Source organism: Sphingobacterium thalpophilum, from assembly GCF_901482695.1.
Taxonomy (GTDB): domain Bacteria; phylum Bacteroidota; class Bacteroidia; order Sphingobacteriales; family Sphingobacteriaceae; genus Sphingobacterium; species Sphingobacterium thalpophilum.
The window spans coordinates 3,513,196-3,529,966 of record NZ_LR590484.1 but is presented as its reverse complement, the minus strand read 5'-3'; the positions used below and the strand labels follow the sequence as shown (position 1 = coordinate 3,529,966).

Annotated in this window: 15 protein-coding genes; 4 read left to right on the top strand and 11 right to left on the bottom strand. The window is 44.0% G+C overall.

The window, feature by feature from the left end:
- Nucleotides 1-158 precede the first annotated feature (158 nt).
- Entirely contained in the window at nucleotides 159-1,340 is a 1,182-nt protein-coding gene (gene pncB, locus FGL37_RS14555) for a nicotinate phosphoribosyltransferase (RefSeq protein ID WP_028069811.1), read from the top strand.
- Nucleotides 1,327-2,034 (top strand): class I SAM-dependent methyltransferase, encoded by a 708-nt coding sequence (locus tag FGL37_RS14550; protein ID WP_232048704.1) that lies wholly within the window; start codon nucleotides 1,327-1,329, stop codon nucleotides 2,032-2,034. Before pncB ends, FGL37_RS14550 begins: the two co-directional genes overlap by 14 nt.
- A gap of 28 nt (nucleotides 2,035-2,062) precedes the next feature.
- Here FGL37_RS14550 and FGL37_RS14545 read toward each other — a convergent pair whose 3' ends face one another.
- The 8 genes from FGL37_RS14545 to FGL37_RS14510 all read right to left on the bottom strand — a co-directional run bounded on the left by FGL37_RS14545 (nucleotide 2,063) and on the right by FGL37_RS14510 (nucleotide 12,086).
- The gene (locus tag FGL37_RS14545) at nucleotides 2,063-2,944 is read right to left on the bottom strand and encodes a DUF4097 family beta strand repeat-containing protein (RefSeq protein WP_081817859.1); all 882 of its coding nucleotides are present in this window, start codon (nucleotides 2,942-2,944) and stop codon (nucleotides 2,063-2,065) included.
- A 110-nt stretch (nucleotides 2,945-3,054) separates the two neighbouring features.
- Entirely contained in the window at nucleotides 3,055-3,867 is an 813-nt protein-coding gene (locus FGL37_RS14540; protein WP_028069808.1) for a hypothetical protein, read from the bottom strand.
- The gene (locus FGL37_RS14535; RefSeq protein ID WP_138096878.1) at nucleotides 3,857-4,414 is read right to left on the bottom strand and encodes an RNA polymerase sigma factor; all 558 of its coding nucleotides are present in this window, start codon (nucleotides 4,412-4,414) and stop codon (nucleotides 3,857-3,859) included. Before FGL37_RS14535 ends, FGL37_RS14540 begins: the two co-directional genes overlap by 11 nt.
- Nucleotides 4,415-4,639: 225 nt before the next feature.
- Nucleotides 4,640-5,122, bottom strand: a complete 483-nt coding sequence (locus FGL37_RS14530) for a hypothetical protein (protein WP_037533162.1) — start codon at nucleotides 5,120-5,122, stop codon at nucleotides 4,640-4,642.
- A 62-nt stretch (nucleotides 5,123-5,184) separates the two neighbouring features.
- The gene (locus FGL37_RS14525) at nucleotides 5,185-6,792 is read right to left on the bottom strand and encodes a SusD/RagB family nutrient-binding outer membrane lipoprotein (RefSeq protein WP_232048703.1); all 1,608 of its coding nucleotides are present in this window, start codon (nucleotides 6,790-6,792) and stop codon (nucleotides 5,185-5,187) included.
- A gap of 11 nt (nucleotides 6,793-6,803) precedes the next feature.
- On the bottom strand, nucleotides 6,804-10,061 hold the full coding sequence (locus FGL37_RS14520) for a SusC/RagA family TonB-linked outer membrane protein (protein ID WP_232048702.1): 3,258 nt from the start codon (nucleotides 10,059-10,061) through the stop codon (nucleotides 6,804-6,806).
- 186 nt (nucleotides 10,062-10,247) lie between these two features.
- Nucleotides 10,248-11,351 (bottom strand): FecR family protein, encoded by a 1,104-nt coding sequence (locus FGL37_RS14515; RefSeq protein WP_028069803.1) that lies wholly within the window; start codon nucleotides 11,349-11,351, stop codon nucleotides 10,248-10,250.
- A 174-nt stretch (nucleotides 11,352-11,525) separates the two neighbouring features.
- A complete protein-coding gene (locus FGL37_RS14510; protein WP_232048701.1) occupies nucleotides 11,526-12,086 on the bottom strand; it encodes an RNA polymerase sigma factor in 561 nt (186 codons plus the stop codon).
- Nucleotides 12,087-12,349: 263 nt separating this feature from the next.
- Here FGL37_RS14510 and FGL37_RS14505 point away from each other — a divergent pair, with 263 nt between their 5' ends.
- Together FGL37_RS14505 and FGL37_RS14500 are read left to right on the top strand one after the other, a co-directional pair.
- Entirely contained in the window at nucleotides 12,350-12,886 is a 537-nt protein-coding gene (locus tag FGL37_RS14505) for an NADPH-dependent FMN reductase (protein ID WP_028069801.1), read from the top strand.
- A complete protein-coding gene (locus FGL37_RS14500) occupies nucleotides 12,867-13,088 on the top strand; it encodes a VF530 family protein (RefSeq protein WP_028069800.1) in 222 nt (73 codons plus the stop codon). Before FGL37_RS14505 ends, FGL37_RS14500 begins: the two co-directional genes overlap by 20 nt.
- Nucleotides 13,089-13,184: 96 nt before the next feature.
- Here FGL37_RS14500 and FGL37_RS14495 read toward each other — a convergent pair whose 3' ends face one another.
- The 3 genes from FGL37_RS14495 to FGL37_RS14485 are packed head-to-tail and all read right to left on the bottom strand — an operon-like array spanning nucleotide 13,185 to nucleotide 16,572.
- Nucleotides 13,185-14,879 (bottom strand): peptidase associated/transthyretin-like domain-containing protein, encoded by a 1,695-nt coding sequence (locus FGL37_RS14495; protein ID WP_051606824.1) that lies wholly within the window; start codon nucleotides 14,877-14,879, stop codon nucleotides 13,185-13,187.
- A gap of 47 nt (nucleotides 14,880-14,926) precedes the next feature.
- Nucleotides 14,927-16,042 (bottom strand): FecR family protein, encoded by a 1,116-nt coding sequence (locus FGL37_RS14490; RefSeq protein ID WP_051606822.1) that lies wholly within the window; start codon nucleotides 16,040-16,042, stop codon nucleotides 14,927-14,929.
- Nucleotides 16,039-16,572 carry an RNA polymerase sigma-70 factor gene (locus FGL37_RS14485; protein ID WP_037533160.1) on the bottom strand — a complete coding sequence of 178 codons (534 nt, stop codon included), beginning with the start codon at nucleotides 16,570-16,572 and terminating at the stop codon, nucleotides 16,039-16,041. The genes FGL37_RS14490 and FGL37_RS14485 overlap by 4 nt, the downstream gene beginning before the upstream one ends.
- Nucleotides 16,573-16,771: the final 199 nt, after the last annotated feature.

Sequence of the window (16,771 nt, the reverse complement as noted above, 5' to 3'; positions counted from 1 at the left end):
AAATCACAAGAAATGTATTCCCCATAATCGCCGTTAGTCGTCCGCTGACCAACCAACGAATTGCAGCCACATCAACACGGAACTTGTATTTGTACTGAACAATCCGTACTTTTTCATGTTAATTAGTAAATTTACCCCTTCAAACAAAATCAGACAGAATGGCATCAATAACCTCTATATTGGACAACGATTTTTATAAATTCACGATGCAGCATGCTGTGGTCAAGCTATTTCCTAAGGCAAAAGCCCGCTATCATTTCATCAACCGTGGACACCATAAATTTCCGGAGGGATTTGACATCCTTCTACGGGATGCTGTCCACGAAATGGCTGACCTACGGCTCACTAAAGCAGAAAAAACCTTTTTTGCACGCAACTGTCCCTATATTGATCCTACGTATTTCGACTTTTTGCAAGGCTATCGTTACGATCCAGAAGAGGTCAAAATTACGCAGGACGGACCCGACCTGGAAGTCGTCATTGAAGGTTACTGGTACCGCACGATCTTATGGGAAGTACCGCTGATGTCGCTGATCTGTGAGCTTTTCTACGAATCGCAGGGTCTGATCCGGGCCCGCGATGAAGAGGTGATAACTACGGCAAAAGAAAAAATTGAGAAATATAAAAAACTGCGTATTACCATTGCGGATTTCGGTACCCGCAGACGGCATTCTTATGAGGTTCACGACCTTGTCGTGCGCACCTTAAAGCAGTATGGAGAGAAGACCTTTATCGGTACAAGTAACGTTCACCTCGCCATGAAGTATGAAACTAAACCGATCGGCACACATGCCCACGAATGGTTTATGTTTCATGCCGCAAAGTACGGCTACAAAATGGCCAACTTGCTGGGACTGGAGCACTGGTCCGATGTCTACAGGGGTGACCTTGGAATAGCACTTTCGGATACCTATACCACCGAAGTTTTTTTCCAGCAATTTGACAAAAAACTAGCCAAGCTGTTTGACGGAGTACGTCATGACAGTGGCGACCCTTTGGAATTTACGGACAAAGTCGTTGCTCATTACAGAAAGAATGGTATTGATCCGCTATCCAAAACAATTATATTTTCTGACGGGCTAGATTATGACAAAGTTGAGCGGATCGCGAATTATTGCGAAGGGAAGATATTACACTCTTTTGGAGTCGGAACCAATTTCACAAATGACGTTGGTCTTAAGCCCATGAACATTGTCATCAAAATGACGGATGCACTTCCCGAAGATGAGCTCTGGACGCCGGTGATTAAATTATCGGATGAACCGATGAAGCACACCGGAGATGAAGACTCCATTTATATCGCAAAAAAAGTTTTAATGATCGACGATGACAATGTATAGAGACGTATATGGTGAGGCACTGGATGACTATTTTGTACATCAGGAAGAAAAATTTCCCCTCGTTCTTCATACGAGCTATGGGGATCAAGACGAAATGCCTGTCGAGGTGTTCTTTAGAGATGCCGTGGATTTCCCGGAGCTCGAATTCATCGGGCTATCGCTATGTGATGGCCAGGTGCTGGATGTCGGTGCCGGTGTAGGCAGTCATAGTCTTTATCTCCAGGAGAAAGGCTTTCGTGTTGACGCTCTGGAATTGAGCCAACCAGCCTGTCATATCATGCAGCAGCGAGGCGTCCAAAATATTATTTGCACGGACTTCTATGAATTCAGTGGCCAAAAATATGATACTCTTCTGTTTCTGATGAACGGCATTGGTATCGCCGGCGATATTGCGGGGTTCAAAAAGCTCCTTCAGCATAGTCAGACCCTATTGACCGACCGCGGGCAGCTTATTTTCGATTCCTCAGATATCAGTTATCTCTATAGGGACTTTAATATTAAAAAGCCCGATCATTATTTTGGAGAAATTCAATACCAATATGAATATAAAGGCAAAAAAGGCAATCCTTTTAAATGGCTGTATTTAGATCAGGATACCCTGATCAACATTTCCCATGAACTGGGCTGGGTCGTTCAAATCTTGTACGAAGATGAAAATGACCAATACCTGGCTCGTATGGAACCAAAAAAATAAGCCCTCAGCGGGCTTATTTTCAAAAGTACTACTTTTGGGTTCGGATGTAAATATCCCCCATGGATGTCTTTAAAATCACGTCCTGTCCGCCACCGTTCATTTTGCCTTTTACAGTATTCGACATCCGGAAGCTGTCCTTAGGCTCTTCAGCAGGCTTCTCAAATTGAAATTCATCTGCTGCATAGATATTTCCCATAGACGTTTTCACGTCGACATTAGCACTGAATTTTTTAGGGAAAGCCACATCCACTGCCCCCATGGCCGAGATAAGCGAAATCGGTCCTTTTACAGGCTGGACAAATTGGGCGACCACATCACCTTGCGCTACTTTTACACTGAGTGGCCCCGTAATATTGATGACTTTGACATCGCCCATGGTACTGGAAACCTCCACTTCAGCGCGGATGTCCTTTATTTCAATTCCACCACCATTAAAAAATCCACCACGGCCTCCTTTTACACTCACGGGCAGATCGAAAGGAACGCGCACATGTACTGAATCCTCCAAGGGCATACCAACCATGCTAATTTCGGTAACACCACCGTTGTTCTGGATATTCATCCCTAATCCTGAATTGTCAGCCAGACCCGAACCATTGACCACACGCAAACCTTTGGCCCGCTCATTTGTTTCCCGCTCTTCCACCTTCGCCGTGATCAATACATCTTTACCATTATAGCCTTCGATCGCGATGTTATCGAATTTCAGCAATAACTTATTTCCTAAACCGGGAACCTTGATCTCTTTCCAGACCTTTTTTGCGTCGCGGTCAAAAGAACCACTTATTCCCCTCGGCGCTTTGGGCGGTTTTGGCGGAACCGCTCCTTCCATTTGCTCACTCACCTGGGCCTGCAATGCGTTCGCAAAAAGCAGTGCCATTCCCATAATCATTATTCTTATCTTTTTCATTGCTATAATTATTATTCTTTCCTATTTACTACAGTAAGATTCCCATCCTTCATATTCTTTGCGGACCCAAAACTCTGGTATTTCAGGTTAGCATCCTATTTTACTTCCTGCTACTGACTGAGCAGTACAGCATATGCTTGTTCCTTCACGAATTTCAGAGCCAATGGATCATCCACAATGGCATTTAACTTCTCCTTGGTACTTGATTTTATTTCCGGATCTGTCTCCGCAATCATCTGCATCAATTCGACCTGCATTGTCGGATCATTTTGTGCCACGAAAAAGTCCTGCACCTTTTGTTGCCTCTCTTCTGGTGCTATGCTGCCTAACAGAGTTTCTATGGCAGCCATTCGGACATTACTGCTGGCATCGGACACCGCCATTTTCTCCAGCTCATGTACAGCATGTTCATTCAAGTGCCCCTGTTTCTGAAGCGCGAGCACTGCTCCAAGACGGGTGCTTGCCGAACTGGAATCCTGAAGCATTTGCACATAATCATCCTTATGTAGGTCCAGCGCCTGCTCCTTATCTGCCCGCTGTCTTTTCCTGTTAGCCGCAAGCTGTACTTTCGCTCTGCTTGTCATGGTCTGCATCGACCAGCGCAGCTCGTTTTTCTCCGTCACTTCATCCACCTGCTGCTGCGAAGGCTTCGTCACAACGTCCTTCTGCTTGATCTGAACTGTGTTCAGATCAGCTACCTGCGCTGTGTCCGCTTTTTGTTGGCTGAAGATCCAGAAAGCCACAGCTCCTGTCAATACGCTAGCCGCGGCAATGCTTGCCCATCGCCACAGAGGTCTAATTTTCTTTTCCTGTACCTCGGGTACGACCTGTGGTCTGATCTTATTCCATAGATCCGCAGATGGTTCTCTGTGGTCAAACGCATCCCGATTGGCATTCACAAAATCCTTCAAATTATCCCGCATAATTATACCTCTCCTTCAGTTGTTCATAAATTTTCTTTTTCGCACGATGATATTGGCTACGCACAGCAACCGCTGTCATTCCCAAGGTGTCGGCAACCTCATCGTGACTCATATCTTCAAAAAGATACAGGTTGACCACCATTTTTGGCACGCCTGTCAATTGATCGATCACGGCTTCGAGATCCGTCAGCTGACATTCCCGCCATTCTTTTTCCAGCAATTCATCTTCGCCTTCGTCCCGAATCTCCAGATCTTCTATCGGTGAAAAATACTGCTTATTCTTGCGCAATAAAGAAATCGCTTTATTGACACCCATCCGGCGCAGCCAAGCTTCGACACTAAGCACGGCCTCCCATTTGTCTGGCCTTGAGAAAAACTCTACAAAGGTCTCCTGCAATACATCTTCGCTCTCTTCCTGATTAGACAAAACCCGATAGATCGAACTAAAAATCTTCTTCGCATAGCGATGATAAAGCTGTGCAAAGCCCAACTCATTGCCCGATTGGCACATCGCTAATAAATCTTTATCGCTAAGTTGATCCTGCACGTTTTGCTAATTAATACTGTTATTTCCTATGTTCTATTCAATAGTCGGACAGCTGCTGAAAATGTTGCAATTTAATTTTAATTTTTTTTATATAATAAATAGGCTATCCCCGTCCCTGCTTAACAAGCATTTCTGTTTAAAAAAAAACACCCAGAATAACTCCCGGGTGCTTGCATAAACAAAATATATTGTGCAGCGGTTTTATAGTTTCCTTGGCGACAATAATCACTTTATTTTTAGATAGGTTTCGATGATCAAGTGTTTAACGCCCAATTCTGGCAAATTCTCTTCACCTTTTTGAATCAGTGTGTCTCCTTTAAACTCGAGTTCGAAATCAAATGCATTATTTTCCCAATCGCGTAGGCTGCAATACTGCAGACGTTCCTGGTACTTTTTACCGTCGAATGAATAAGTCCCACCACCTGCCAAAAAGTGAGGCTCTTTGCCCTTCCCTTTTTCTTTGTCATGGTTGAAAAAGGAGAAATGGTCATCGTTGAACATTTTGAACATTTCGGTCTTGCTGCTATCTGTAAAAGCTGTTACTGTATCTTTTCCTTTGATGGTCATACTTTCGATCAGCTTATAGGTACCGTTCAGTGCGAGCTTCTTGGGCAATTCGCTTTCATTCATCTTTTTGTCTACTGGATCACAGGAAAAAGCAATAAAAGGCAGTGCTGCAATTAGTAAAATTTGAGTTTTTAGATTCATAATTTATATCGTGGTTTATAACGGCCAAACTACAAAAGTTTGGCCGCAAAAAAAACTTTGGATTATTCTTTGTCCCACCAGACACGGCCGGTATAGGTGTCCCCGCCGGGCACAGAGTTGGAAGCAACCCTATAGTGGTCAGGATTATTGGATGCTTCACTTATTGGATACGGGAATCGTCTCGGAATTACCCCTCCCGTGCTGTTGTCAGGATGTTTTACCGGTGTTAGAACAGGAAAGCCCGAACGCTTCCAGTTGTTCCAAGATTCATAAAAATCAAATAAGGTATTGGTATGTGCCCAATACTGCTCGTTAATTTGCTTCAATCCATCTGCGTCATTGTAAGGATTTGCTTTCAGAAAAGCCTCGGCTTCTGCATCCGAAATAGCCAATTTCGCGTCATATTGATTCAAACAGGTAATTGCTGCCTTCACCCCATTTTGATAATGCTCCCGCGCTGTGCCACCAATGCCCCAGCGTCTTGCGGCCTCTGCTTTCAGTAATTCTGTCTGACCATACGTTAAGATCAATGTGATACCATCCCGTTTAAACATATTGGGATTAGGAGAAGAATAGTCGGGATAATCCGTAAAGCTGGGATCCTTCCGAATATCAAATGCATCCCCATTGGCTGCATCCACCTGCTTCCCATTAGGCATTCCTTTTTGGATCGCCGGATTCGATACATAATTTTCATTCTGATTTTTGTTGGATAGGCTGGTATATATGTTGGTCACGGCAATCTTTCCAAGCCTGGGATCATTTGATTTTTTTAAGAAAGAGATAAAGGTATTGGACCATTTTCCGTAATAATAATCCTGCGATCCGACATCTCCCAATAACACCTGACTATTTCGGTTTTGCGTTATACGCGCTCCTTTTTCATTATGCCTTACGAAGGCATTGTCTTCATTGGATGTAAACGTATTCGAAACTGCTTTCTGCGCATATTCTTTTGCTTGCGTTTCGTCCACTTTCACCAAGCGCATAGCCAGCCGCAACATAAAGGAATGCGCAAACCTCTTCCACTTGCTAATATCACCAGCGTAAATAATATCTCCGGAAACCTTATCAGCACCAGTTTGTAATGCAGCTGCAGCTTCTTCGAGTTCCTTTAACATCGAGCTGTATATATCCTCTTGTTTATCATATTTTGGCAGATAAATCTTTTGGTAATATCCTAAACCAGCTTCCGAGTAAGGTACATCGCCATATAAATCCGTTATTCGCGCCAACACCACTACTCGCCAGATACGGGCTATCTGATGCAGATTTTTATATTTTTCCTTGCCACGGGTACCTTCTACAACATCAACAATATTCCTCACCTGTTCGATATAACTTCCCACCGACCCCGTCCCCCAATATGCCGCTGTATGTTCTTCAAAAATCAGATATTTGTCACCCCGCCATTCCGTAGTACAGTTTGCCAGGGCCTGGACAAATGGTCCAGCCAAAGAAAAATTACTCCGGTAAGCGTCATAGGCCATATCAAAGCTACCGGTGTAGTTGAGTTGAGCAGATGACAGAATGAAGTTGGGATCAAACTTATCTGAGCGATTGGTTACAGGATTTGTATTAATCTGATCAAAATCTTTCGTACAACCTGTCATAGCCAAAAGGCAGGAGACAGCAAATACGGATATAATGGGTTTAATAGTTGTTTTCATAATTTTCATAACTAAAATTTAGCACTTAAGTTAATTCCATAGGTACGTACAGCCGGTACTCCGCCTAACTCCAATCCCGGAAACGTCGCATTATAGCTTGACTCGGGATCGACATTATCCGTCTTTTTCATGAAGACAAACAGGTTACGGCCTACCGCACTGACATTAATAGATTTGATTTTATTGTTAAACAAGCTCGAAGGGAACGTGTACCCCAATATTATCTGTCTAAGTTTGATAAAATCAGCACTATGAACAAAAATCTTTGATGTGTTATTGGCAACATTAGTATAATAGGTAGGAGCATTTGCTCCATACTCTTCCCGTTTGTCCAGCGTTCCTTTATGCAATCCAAAGACATATCCATAATAATCTGTCGCAGAGAACAGCTTGCCTCCCCATTTACCATCAATTAGAAAAGACAAATTAAACCTGTCGTACGAAAACTCGTTGTTCCAACCTGCAAACCACTTATTAAACGCGGACCCATAGGCTGTTAATTCGCCTCTCTCGGGAGATCTTTTGTCGGCGAGTAATACAATATTGCCATTTTCGTCATATTTATTATCGAAAGCCATGACCTGAAATGCAGCATAACCTTTCACGTTTGCCACCGAGCCGGCACCTGTGCGCGACATGGCGACAGACTGAAAGTTGAATCCGTCAGCCAGCGACAATATCTTGTTATCATTATAAGAGCCATTGAGAGACGAAATCCATTTAAATTTTCCATTTTTTATAATTGTCGCAGCAATCAATGCTTCAAAGCCTTTATTTTGCATTTCGCCTGCGTTTAACACTGCAGCGCTAAAGCCACTGGAAGATGGAGTCGTAATATAGGTAATTTCGTTTTTCGACTTCTTGTTATACCAGGTTAAATCAACATTGATACGATCATTGAATAAACGCAGCTCTGTTCCGATTTCGAATTCTGAAGCAGACGAAGCAATGAGTTCGGGATTCGGGATGCGCGTATTGTCAATGATACCAAGCGGTGTTTCATTCAAACTTTCACTTCTGAGGCGATATCCCAGTAATGTTTGGTAAGGATCGGTAGCCTGACCGACCGTGGCATAACCTGCCCGCAGCTTGCCAAAGTTGAGCCACGGAGCCTTTAGATATTCTGAATACACAAATGAGCCTGAAATTGATGGGTAAACCGAATTTAGTTTATTGTCGTATCCGGAGGCCGCGAGTGTGGAGAACCAATCCGAACGAAGGCTCCCCGTTAAGTAAAGAACGTCTTTATAAGCAAATTCCAGGGTTCCATACGCCGATTGAGTTTCCTGCTCTGATTCGTTATACTCCAAAGATTGGTTTTTCGCATTGGTAATATTATAATTGCCAAATACGGCAAGGTCAACTCCATTATTGGTTATCTGTTTGGTTTTGGTGTTCCGATAGCTCGCACCGATATTAGGGGTAATGGAAATATCTCCGAAAGTGAACTGCTGACCGATTAAAATATCCGCGTTGATGTCATCAAAGTTTGTGTTCTGTTCGGAGATCTTACCCCTGGTATAATAGGCGGTACCCGAAGCCACTACATTTTTATAGCGGTCCGCATAGGAATCGCGTCCTGCACGGCCTTGAAAAAACAGCCCATTATCCAGCGTATATTTTGCTGTCAGGGAACTGATTGTGCGCCTTCGATCGGTATTATTTTGAAATTCATAGGCGGCAAACCAAGGGTTCGTTGCATAGACGTTTCCAGAATAACCGATTTCTTTGCCATTTTCGTCCTTCCATGGCTTGAGATCATTCACATTGATGGATGTCGGTAGAAACATCACGTTAAAATTGGCATTTCCAGCTCCGTCAGAAAGCATCGGTCTATTCTTGACCTGCTCATAGATTAGATTGATCCGTCCATCAACTGTCAGCCCCTTCAATGGCTCAAATAATCCAGCCAAATTAAATGACTGCCGATCAAGTCCTGAATTTGGAACGACCGATTTATTTTTTACATCGGTACCAGAAAGGCGAATAGAGCCGCCTTCGAACGATTTATTCAGCGCAATGGTGTTTGTCCATGTATTTCCAGTACGATAGAAACGCCCCAGATTACCTTTTTGCAGCGAGTAAGGCCTTTCCTTTCCATCAAATTGGAGAACCGGAGAACCATCTAATTTTGCTCCCCAGCTACTTGCCCCCGTAGATAAGGCATTATCGATATTGGCGGGTTTGATACCTCCACCACCGTGACCATATTCTGTCTGCCAGTCAGTCTGGTCGATTATTCTCTCAGCAACATAATTGCTACTAAAATCTATTGAATTCCCTTTACCTGATTTTGTCGTTATTAGAATTACTCCTGCTTTCGCCCGCGACCCATACAACGCCGAAGCCGCTGCACCTTTCAAAACAGAAATACTCTCGATGTCGTCCGGATTGATATTGCTTATGGCGTCTCCGAGATCGGGTGCATTATCCCATTGGCTACCCGAATTGCCCTTAGAATTACCATTGTTTAGACCTACCGGTTTGCTTTCCATGGGTATACCGTTTATAACGTATAAAGGCTGATTAGTTTGATTCAAACTAGAGACCCCACGTATCGTCACGTTCGTTGCCGCACCGGCACCCCCAGCCGTACTGCTAATGTCCAAACCGGCAACTTTTCCTGCCAAAGTATTCATCACATTATTTTCGCGCGCCGTTGTCAAGGACTCGCCCGCCACCTGTGTTACCGAATAACCCAGTGACCGTTTTTCTTTCTTCTGCCCGAGTGCTGTCACCACGACCTCGTTGAGCATACGGTTGTCTTCCAGCAGTACTATTTTCATATCGCTTTCCTTGGTGACCGCGACCTCCTGAGAAGTGTAGCCTGCAAAAGAAACAATAAGAATATTTCCAGTAGATGCCTCGATACTAAACCGCCCGTTGATATCTGTCGCCCGACCTACTGCGGTGCCTTTAACGCGAACGCTGGCGCCTGCCAGTGGATTGCCCTTGTCGTCGGTCACTTGTCCAGCTACCGCAACTTGCTGCTGCTGGCTGATCACCACAAGACCTTCTTTGGATACCGAATAGACCAGTCCACTTTTATTGAAAAGTTTGCTCAGGACATCCAGGACTTTACTATTCGTCACATTGACCGACACTTCTTTATTTAAATTCTCGTTGGTCGAGTTATAGACAAAGTAATAGTCACTCTGCGCTTCGATCATCTTAAGTACTCTGCTCAGTTTTGTTTTTTGGACATCTAAAGAGACTTTCTGTTGGGAAAATACGTTTGCCGACACATTCATAATAGCACACGTAGTCATAATTAAGGCTAGTTTCATCCGGATAATGAATCTAAAATGCACAATATATCCATTGCGCATTTGCAATAAGCAATTTTTAATCATATTTTAGTGTTGGTTAAAATTAAAATTGAGCAGCACACCCAATGTTGCTGCTTTTGGTTAATCATTTTTTCAATGAAGGATGGTGTTGGTCCACCATCCTTTTTACTTTTCTGAAATAGTTACTTTTCTCCCATATATTTCATATTTAAAAGGTTCAACTTTCTGTAGGGCTGCCAATACCTGTGAGATATTCTCTTTGCTAAAGGTTGCTGTAAAACGATAATCCTTCAGCCGGCCACCTTGAAGCCGTATATCTACATCGTACCAGCGTTCGAGTGTCCGGCGCAAAGATTCGAAGTCCTGGTCCACGATTTCGAGCCTGTTTTCCTTCCATGCGATATCTGGTATTTCAACTCTATTTGATTCCACTACCGGAATATTCTCGATGGCAATCTCTTTGATCGGCAATTTATCTCCGGCTGACTTTGTTACTTTGTCCGCCGCAGCTATGACTGCATCCCGATGTTTAAAAACGGTAATCTTTTGGTTCGGCTTGATGATAACTGAATTCTCCCGCGAGCCTTTACTTGTCATTTCAATAGCACCTTCCACCAACAGAGCTTCTGCTGTAGGTTCGTCAGGATAACTTTTCACATTGAACGAAGTACCCAATACTTTGATATCGAAATCCGAAGCTTGCACCACGAACGGTTTTTTCCTGTCTTTCGCCACATGAAAGTACCCTTCGCCTACCAATCTCACTACGCGCTCTGTCTGATTAAAATCGGCCGACAACTCGAGCCGGCTGGCTGAGTTTAAGGTGACCGTGCTACCATCAGCCAGCTCAAAGTTCTTCTTTTCTCCTTTTTTGGTTTGGTAAGTTCGTCCTACTGAAGTCATAGGCTGTACAGTAGTGTCTATCGTAGGCTGTGAATAATACCAAATGCCACCAACTGTCAGCGCGGTAACTACTGCCGCTACTGCTGCCCATTTGCGCCAATTCATCCCCAAAATGCGTAAAGGAGCAGCCGGCTTGGCTCGCAGATCGGTTTTCAGTCTTTCAAGTTGTTCATGTACAGACCTACGGTTTCCGACCAATATCTGGTATAAGCGCTTGGCTTTTTGGATCATCTCTGCCTGCTCAGGATGGTTTAAGCTATATTGCTGCCAATACAGTACACAGTTTTTGTCTTCTCCCGAACAATACTTCTGGAAAGTATCGTCAATCAAAAAATCTTCTAACTGTTTATAATCTTTTTGGCTCATGCTATGCGGTATTTATCTTATAGTGTCCAAAATGCTTTCCTTTTCCTAAGAAAAAAACAAAATATCTTATAAAACACTGAAATACAGCACATTTTATTTTAAAGTAGATAAAAAATGATGTGAAACCATGGATTCGGCAGCAGCCGCCTGAGGTCGAATTTCGATGCGAATAGATTATAGGTCTTTTAGCTCTTCCCTAAGGATTTTGAGGGCTTCATATAAGGTATTGTAGGCGGTCTTAACGGACATTTGGGTCAGTTCGGCGATCTTTTCGTAAGAAAAACCTTCAAAAAATTTAAGATTGACCAACTGTTTTTGACGGAATGTCAACTTTTCCAGAGCCTCCTTCAGGCGTATCTGAATGATTTCATTGGTCTGCACTTTGATGACAAACTCCTCATAAGGCATCTCAATCCATTCGTCTTCAGCCTTGACATTCTGAAGGGCAGTATTGATTTTATGCTGTTTCTCCAGAAGCCTCAACATACGGCGTTTTAGAAAGGTAATGAGGTAGGACTGCACATTATCGACCCGCTCGAGCTGCGCTCTCTTTTCCCAGATCTTTACAAACACCTGGTCCGTCGCTTCGCTCGCCAGATCCGTATCTCCACAGGTCCGGATTCCGAAATTCACAAGCTCTTGATATAGGGCAGCATACAGATCAAAAAAGGCCGTCTCATCTCCTGTACGAATCCGTTCCCACAACAAGCGGTACCCCAATTTATTTCTCATCATAAAGCCTATAATCCGTATTTTAGTGAATGTACTTCCTTGATTCCAAAAGTATAAACTTAATCCGTAAAAGGAAAAAGTTTTTATCTCCAAAAACAATAAGGCCATTTAAATGCAGAATTGTAATTTAGCTCTTTCTGTAATAACAGAAAAAGTTACGATGGAATCACCGTGGTCATGATCAATAAGAATAGACTGTACTGAAAGTCCTTTTGATAAATGACATTCATGGGTCCAGCACATAGATACAAGCTAATTAGATATTGATGAAAACTATTTTTGCGATCATAGGCAGTGCAAGTGGAAACTCCTCCAATCATCAGGTTGTCCGCCACTTGCAGCAGCAGCTACATCCCGAAGTTCAGCTTACATTGTTCGACCGCCTCAAGGAGCTGCCTCCATTTGATCCGGAGGAAAGCCGGTTGCAACCACCGATAGAAATTATTGCTTTACGCCAGGTCATTCAAGACGCTGACCTAATTTTAATCAGCAGTCCGGAATATATTTTCAGTGTGCCCAGCGGACTAAAAAACCTGCTCGAATGGTGTGCCGCTACGACCGTGTTCGCCGACAAAGCTGTAAGCATCATCACTGCATCAGCGCAGGGCAAAACTGCGCATCTGGAGCTACAGCGCATTATGGAAGGACTCGGTGCCAAGCTTGATCCGAGAGGTAATCTCCTAATCCAGGGAGTTAAAGGAAAATTAGATGCAGCGGGGAATATTTGGGACAAGCAGCTCCATTTAAAACTTGATGATTTCGCAAATTTCCTATCTTTGCCTTATGCAAGAACAAGTCAATAATCCTTTACATGGAAAACGGCTAGATACCATCATCGAATATCTTGTCGATTATTACGGCTGGGATGAATTGGGACGCCGGATAAACATCCGGTGTTTCAATGAAAATCCCAGCGTGAAGTCCTCCCTGACTTTCCTGCGCAAGACACCTTGGGCTCGGGAAAAAGTCGAACGGCTTTATGTGAAAACCATTCAGAAACGATAAGCGCCCTTTGCCGAAGGGACAAAGAGCGCTTATATAAATGTTAAATGTTTAAAAGCTATAAGTATAACAGCTGTCGCCGAGAAATAGTTTTTAAATTTATAATTTTAACATAAGCCCAGCCATTCCACCCCCATAAAAGGTGTTTCTCGTGCGGTCCCGCCGCCAAGCTTTCCATTGTGTGCCCGCAGCAGATGGAGCATCTTCGTCTTTTTCGGCATAGTTAAAACTCGGTGCTAGAAATAAAGACAGGCTGTTGCTCAGCTGATAAGCGGGAATAATCCGAAATGAAGACCGGTGATTATCCAGCATTTTAAATTTATCGGTCAGATGGTTGCGTGAGACTATTTCGCCGCGTACCGAAAACTTCTTCCTGCGCAGCAGCACTGCGCCCAAACCCGCTTCAAAAGCATATTTCGATTGGCCATCATCTGCAAGCGCTGCTTGGACCGACAGGATGCTGTACAGGACCCGACCGCCCGAACGAAACTGCAGGCCCAGATAGCTTTCTTCATCTATTGCCAAGGACAGGTTCCGCTCTCCATTTTTGATCAGGTTTAGCAAGCCGATTGGATAGTCGTTACTGTCCGCGATGTTGACTATACCTGCCAGCTGGAAGCCCTTGACCCCTTGGGCCTTGTTCACTATACCGGCAACCTGAATGCCGACATCGGCTGCGCTGTTATTTAATAACCCAGCTATTTGTACGGTTCCTTTACCTTCTTTGGCCGTATTTGCGATTCCCGCAAGCTGTACGCCACGCACTGTATCAGCTTTGTTGATTACGCCTGCAACTTGCACGCCGTTCACGCTGGCAAAAACCCGATTGGCAATGCCCGCTAGCTGCGCACCGCCGACATTTCCGCCTACAGCATTGAACACACCCCCTACCTGCACCCCTCGCATATCATACTGGTTGATATTGAATACCCCGCCCAACTCTACTCCGCTGACTCCCGCCGTAGCACCGCCAATGATGTTTAAGGAAAACTTGTTGACAATCTGTGAACGTATAAAACCGTGGGAACTCAGCCCCGGTGTCATGGAGATCTGGTAAGGACTGTACAGGAACAACCCACCAAGGTTCATGCTTTGTATCCGCTGGGCAGGCGATAGAAAAACCCTGCCGAAGAAAGAGCGATAAAGGCCATGATCTTCCTCATAACCTTCAAAATAGCCATATTCCCGCTTCTTCTTATGACCTACTCTCGCTTCAATAGGGAAAATCACCATGACGCTGGTATCCCTGAACGTCTCCTTGCTGACATTAACAGCGATCAGGCTGCTTTTTTTCTTGACATCGAGCTCGAAATAGCCATTGTCGTCACTCAAGGTCGACAGTAATGCACTACGGTCAAAGATACTGGCATTGGCAACTGGATTATTGGTGCGTATATTCTTGACGTATCCGGTAATGACCGCCCTGTTTTTTGCAGGGGTGTGCACTTCAACATCCACCGACATGCGCTGAGGCGTATACTGCACGATAATATGTCTACCCAATTCCTTAAAGCTATATTCTTTGCCCAATAACTCATCGAGATAACCATACAATGTACCTCGGTAAGCTTGAGGATAAAGGATGCTATCCAGCTGCAAGATATTCCCGTTAAAGGAGAACAGCACATCCTGTTGCTCCTTTAGGACTTTAAACACTTCGCCTACCGTCGTTTTTGGATAAGCGGGCATGTTGACTGTTGCTGCGAGTTTCTGCTGTGCCAGCACCCCTAAAGAGGTGCTCAGCAGTAGAAATATTATATAAAATCGGATTCCGCTATTAGCAAATAATATCATAATGCAGTTTGTACAATTTCGTTTCGAAAACATGGTATCACTTTAGATTATCGTGTCAGGTGAATTTCCTTATCTTTAACAATGACTTTTAGTCCTAATGATTCCCGTATCACTTTAAGTATCTCCGTCAGGCTGTTCTGTTCAAAAGTAGCTGTCAGGAGAAGCTCTTTATCCGACGGTTGGTCAATAATGATCTGGTAGTCATATGCACGGCTTAGCAATTCAACAGCCTTCTGTAAGGGTGTATTTTGAAAGACAAACTCCCTATCCACATAGTATTTGTAGAATTTATCCGGTACAGCTTTCTTTTCTACGCGCATCGTATCGGTATCGTTGACCGTGATCATCTGCTCGGGTCGCAACAGGATTTCCTTATCTGCATAGGCCACTTTGACCAGACCTGTCGCTACGATCACTTCGGTGGCATGGGCTAGACGACGTACATTAAAACTCGTTCCCAAAACGGTGATCTTCGTTGCGCCTGTTGCAATCACAAAAGGGTGATTTTTGTCCTTGTGCACCTGAAAAAATACTTCCCCTTTTTTCAGCTCTACATTTCTGTTTTTATTGGTCCACGAGCTCGAGTAGGTCATTTCCGTATTTCGATTGAGTGTGACAGCAGAGCCGTCAGGTAATGAATCCTGCCGCACAGTCGCCTGGCTGACCAGCAGCATTTGCTCCCGGTGTGAACGGTCAAACACATAAAATCCCAGAACAGAGAGCAACAGAATGCTCGCCGCAACCCACCAGTTCCACTTCATTACCTTGATCTTCCCTTCGGACACTCCAGCGCGTTCCGCTGCCCGCTTATCCCTAGCGACCTTAAAATCCATCCATGCTTTATCCACATCCACTTCTGGTACCTCCAAGGGTTTGGGTAAGCTATCCCATAACTTTTTCATTTGTAAGTATGCCTCTCTATTATTAGCGTCCTTTTCCAACCATTCCTGTACGATAGCGCGTTCCGCTTCGTTTGTTTCACCTACGAGATATCTTTCCAATAACTCCTTATTCATGGCATATAGATAAGATAGCAATACGTTTTTTACTTTCAGGTACTCTGCCCTGTTGTCTGCATCCTCCTCCAGCCAGCTTTGGATGAACCTGTTCTCTGCTTCATTGGTATGCCCAATGATATATCTTTCTAGTAGTTCCTTATTCATAGCTTATAGATGAGGTAAAAAATAATCAATGTCAGATAGTCCATAAGTTCGGTACGCAGATGACGCAGTGCCCTGCTCATATGTCCTTCCACTGTTTTTATCGAAAGATCCAAAGTAGCGGCGATGTCCTTGTATTTCATTTCCTGGAATCGGCTGAGCTCGAAAACCGTCCGGCTCTTTTCTGGGAGTCCCGCCAGTGCCAGCTGTAGCTTTTTATCAAGATCTTTGGTGCTTTCGTCCACAGCCGGCTCCAGTTCCTGCCGATGGATTTCATAAGACTGATATTTAAGCTTACGCTGTTCTTTTTTTAACACATTCATACTTTCGTTATAAATAGCACGATACAAATAGGACTTTAGTGAGGTATGAACCTGGTGCTCCCAGTCCTTTTCCCAAAGTCTCAAAAACACCTGCTGGACGACCTCCTCTGCACCCTCACTATCCCCCAAGTACCTGAAAGCATACCGGTGCAATTCTTTGTAATGCGCCCGAAAAAGCTGTTCGAAATTTTTCTCTTTATTATCCGACATTTGCCAAATCTACCATATGATTACACAATCTTCTTTAGAAGTAAGACAACCTTAGCAACAGTTACCCTTATTTATTTTTTATTTTTTTTTGCTGCATTCAGCTTGATCGCATCAACATCTCAGTCAACCGACAGACTGTCAGACCATAGCGGTTACCTGGAAAATACAAATTCTTACGTGCATAAGTACTCCCGGGATT

Bases quoted from the DNA above. Each gene is read 5' to 3' on its own strand.
- FGL37_RS14485 (WP_037533160.1), bottom strand. From the start codon at position 16,572: ATGTCGGATAATAAAGAGAAAAATTTCGAACAGCTTTTTCGGGCGCAT.
- FGL37_RS14495 (WP_051606824.1), bottom strand. From the start codon at position 14,879: ATGATATTATTTGCTAATAGCGGAATCCGATTTTATATAATATTTCTA.
- FGL37_RS14515 (WP_028069803.1), bottom strand. From the start codon at position 11,351: ATGAGCCAAAAAGATTATAAACAGTTAGAAGATTTTTTGATTGACGAT.
- FGL37_RS14530 (WP_037533162.1), bottom strand. From the start codon at position 5,122: ATGAATCTAAAAACTCAAATTTTACTAATTGCAGCACTGCCTTTTATT.
- FGL37_RS14500 (WP_028069800.1), top strand. From the start codon at position 12,867: ATGCAAGAACAAGTCAATAATCCTTTACATGGAAAACGGCTAGATACC.
- FGL37_RS14490 (WP_051606822.1), bottom strand. From the start codon at position 16,042: ATGAATAAGGAACTACTAGAAAGATATATCATTGGGCATACCAATGAA.
- FGL37_RS14525 (WP_232048703.1), bottom strand. From the start codon at position 6,792: ATGAAAACAACTATTAAACCCATTATATCCGTATTTGCTGTCTCCTGC.
- FGL37_RS14545 (WP_081817859.1), bottom strand. From the start codon at position 2,944: ATGAAAAAGATAAGAATAATGATTATGGGAATGGCACTGCTTTTTGCG.
- pncB (WP_028069811.1), top strand. From the start codon at position 159: ATGGCATCAATAACCTCTATATTGGACAACGATTTTTATAAATTCACG.
- FGL37_RS14540 (WP_028069808.1), bottom strand. From the start codon at position 3,867: ATGCGGGATAATTTGAAGGATTTTGTGAATGCCAATCGGGATGCGTTT.
- FGL37_RS14550 (WP_232048704.1), top strand. From the start codon at position 1,327: ATGACAATGTATAGAGACGTATATGGTGAGGCACTGGATGACTATTTT.
- FGL37_RS14510 (WP_232048701.1), bottom strand. From the start codon at position 12,086: ATGATGAGAAATAAATTGGGGTACCGCTTGTTGTGGGAACGGATTCGT.
- FGL37_RS14520 (WP_232048702.1), bottom strand. From the start codon at position 10,061: ATGACTACGTGTGCTATTATGAATGTGTCGGCAAACGTATTTTCCCAA.
- FGL37_RS14505 (WP_028069801.1), top strand. From the start codon at position 12,350: ATGAAAACTATTTTTGCGATCATAGGCAGTGCAAGTGGAAACTCCTCC.